Below are 972 nucleotides of genomic sequence, written 5' to 3' on the forward strand. Positions count from 1 at the left end.
ATCGACCATGAATACTGAAAGCTGGCAGGTAAAACTCACCCTTTTACTGGTAAGTAGCCTTACAATAATGTCCATGATTACAATATCGGCATCATTGCCTGATATGACAAAGGCATTTTCAAGTTTATCAAATGCAGAAAATCTAGTCAAGTTGACGTTATCGTTCCCTGCACTTTTTATAGCACTTACAGCTATTATCGCCGGCAGGTTTATTGATAAATTTGGAAGATTACGACTTTTAAATGCTGCCCTTATACTTTATGCTATTGGAGGTACTTCCGGCTATTGGTTAGATAATATTTATATCATCCTTGCCGGGCGGGCTTTACTGGGTATTTGTGTTGGAATCACCATGACCATTGCCACAACCCTGATAGCGGATTATTATCAGGGTAAATCCAGGCAGAAATTTGCCGGCATACAAATTGCTGTCATGTCGTTTGGAGGTATCTTGTTTGTTACTTTGGGTGGGGTATTAGCCGATATTTCATGGAGGATTCCCTTTCTACTTTATTTATTTCCTATAATAATTTTACCCATGGCAAGTATGTTCCTAAAAGAACCAAAAACATTACATGTGGTAAAAAACATAGATACTGCCATAAAATCACCCAAAATAATCTGGCTTGTTTTTGTAAATGTTATGATCATGTGGATTCTGTTTTTTATTATTCCTGTTCAAATTCCCTTCTATTTAAAATCAATAGGAATAGAAAAGAATACATTAATAGGAATAGCTATAGCTTCCAGTACGTTATTCTCTGTATTTTCTTCTCTTTCTTTCTCCAGGATAAAGGATAGATTTAGCTTCCAAAAGATTTTTGGTATTGGTTATTTCCTGATGGCTTTGGCATTTGCCAGCATTTCATATGGGGGCTCATTTGGAATGGTGATGATAGGAATGCTACTGGCCGGTTTAGGCATGGGCTTTATGATACCTAATGCAAATGTTTGGGTAATGCAATTAGCGCC

At 36.9% G+C, this 972-nt stretch carries 1 protein-coding gene; it reads left to right on the forward strand.

What is annotated here, in order from left to right; translation table 11 throughout:
- Positions 1 to 67: 67 nt before the first annotated feature.
- On the forward strand, positions 68 to 972 hold a 905-nt coding region (locus Q0X89_RS12770), incomplete at its 3' end, for an MFS transporter (RefSeq protein WP_297694787.1).

It is taken from the genome of uncultured Eudoraea sp., assembly GCF_947258525.1.
In the GTDB taxonomy this organism is placed as follows: Bacteria; Bacteroidota; Bacteroidia; order Flavobacteriales; family Flavobacteriaceae; genus Eudoraea.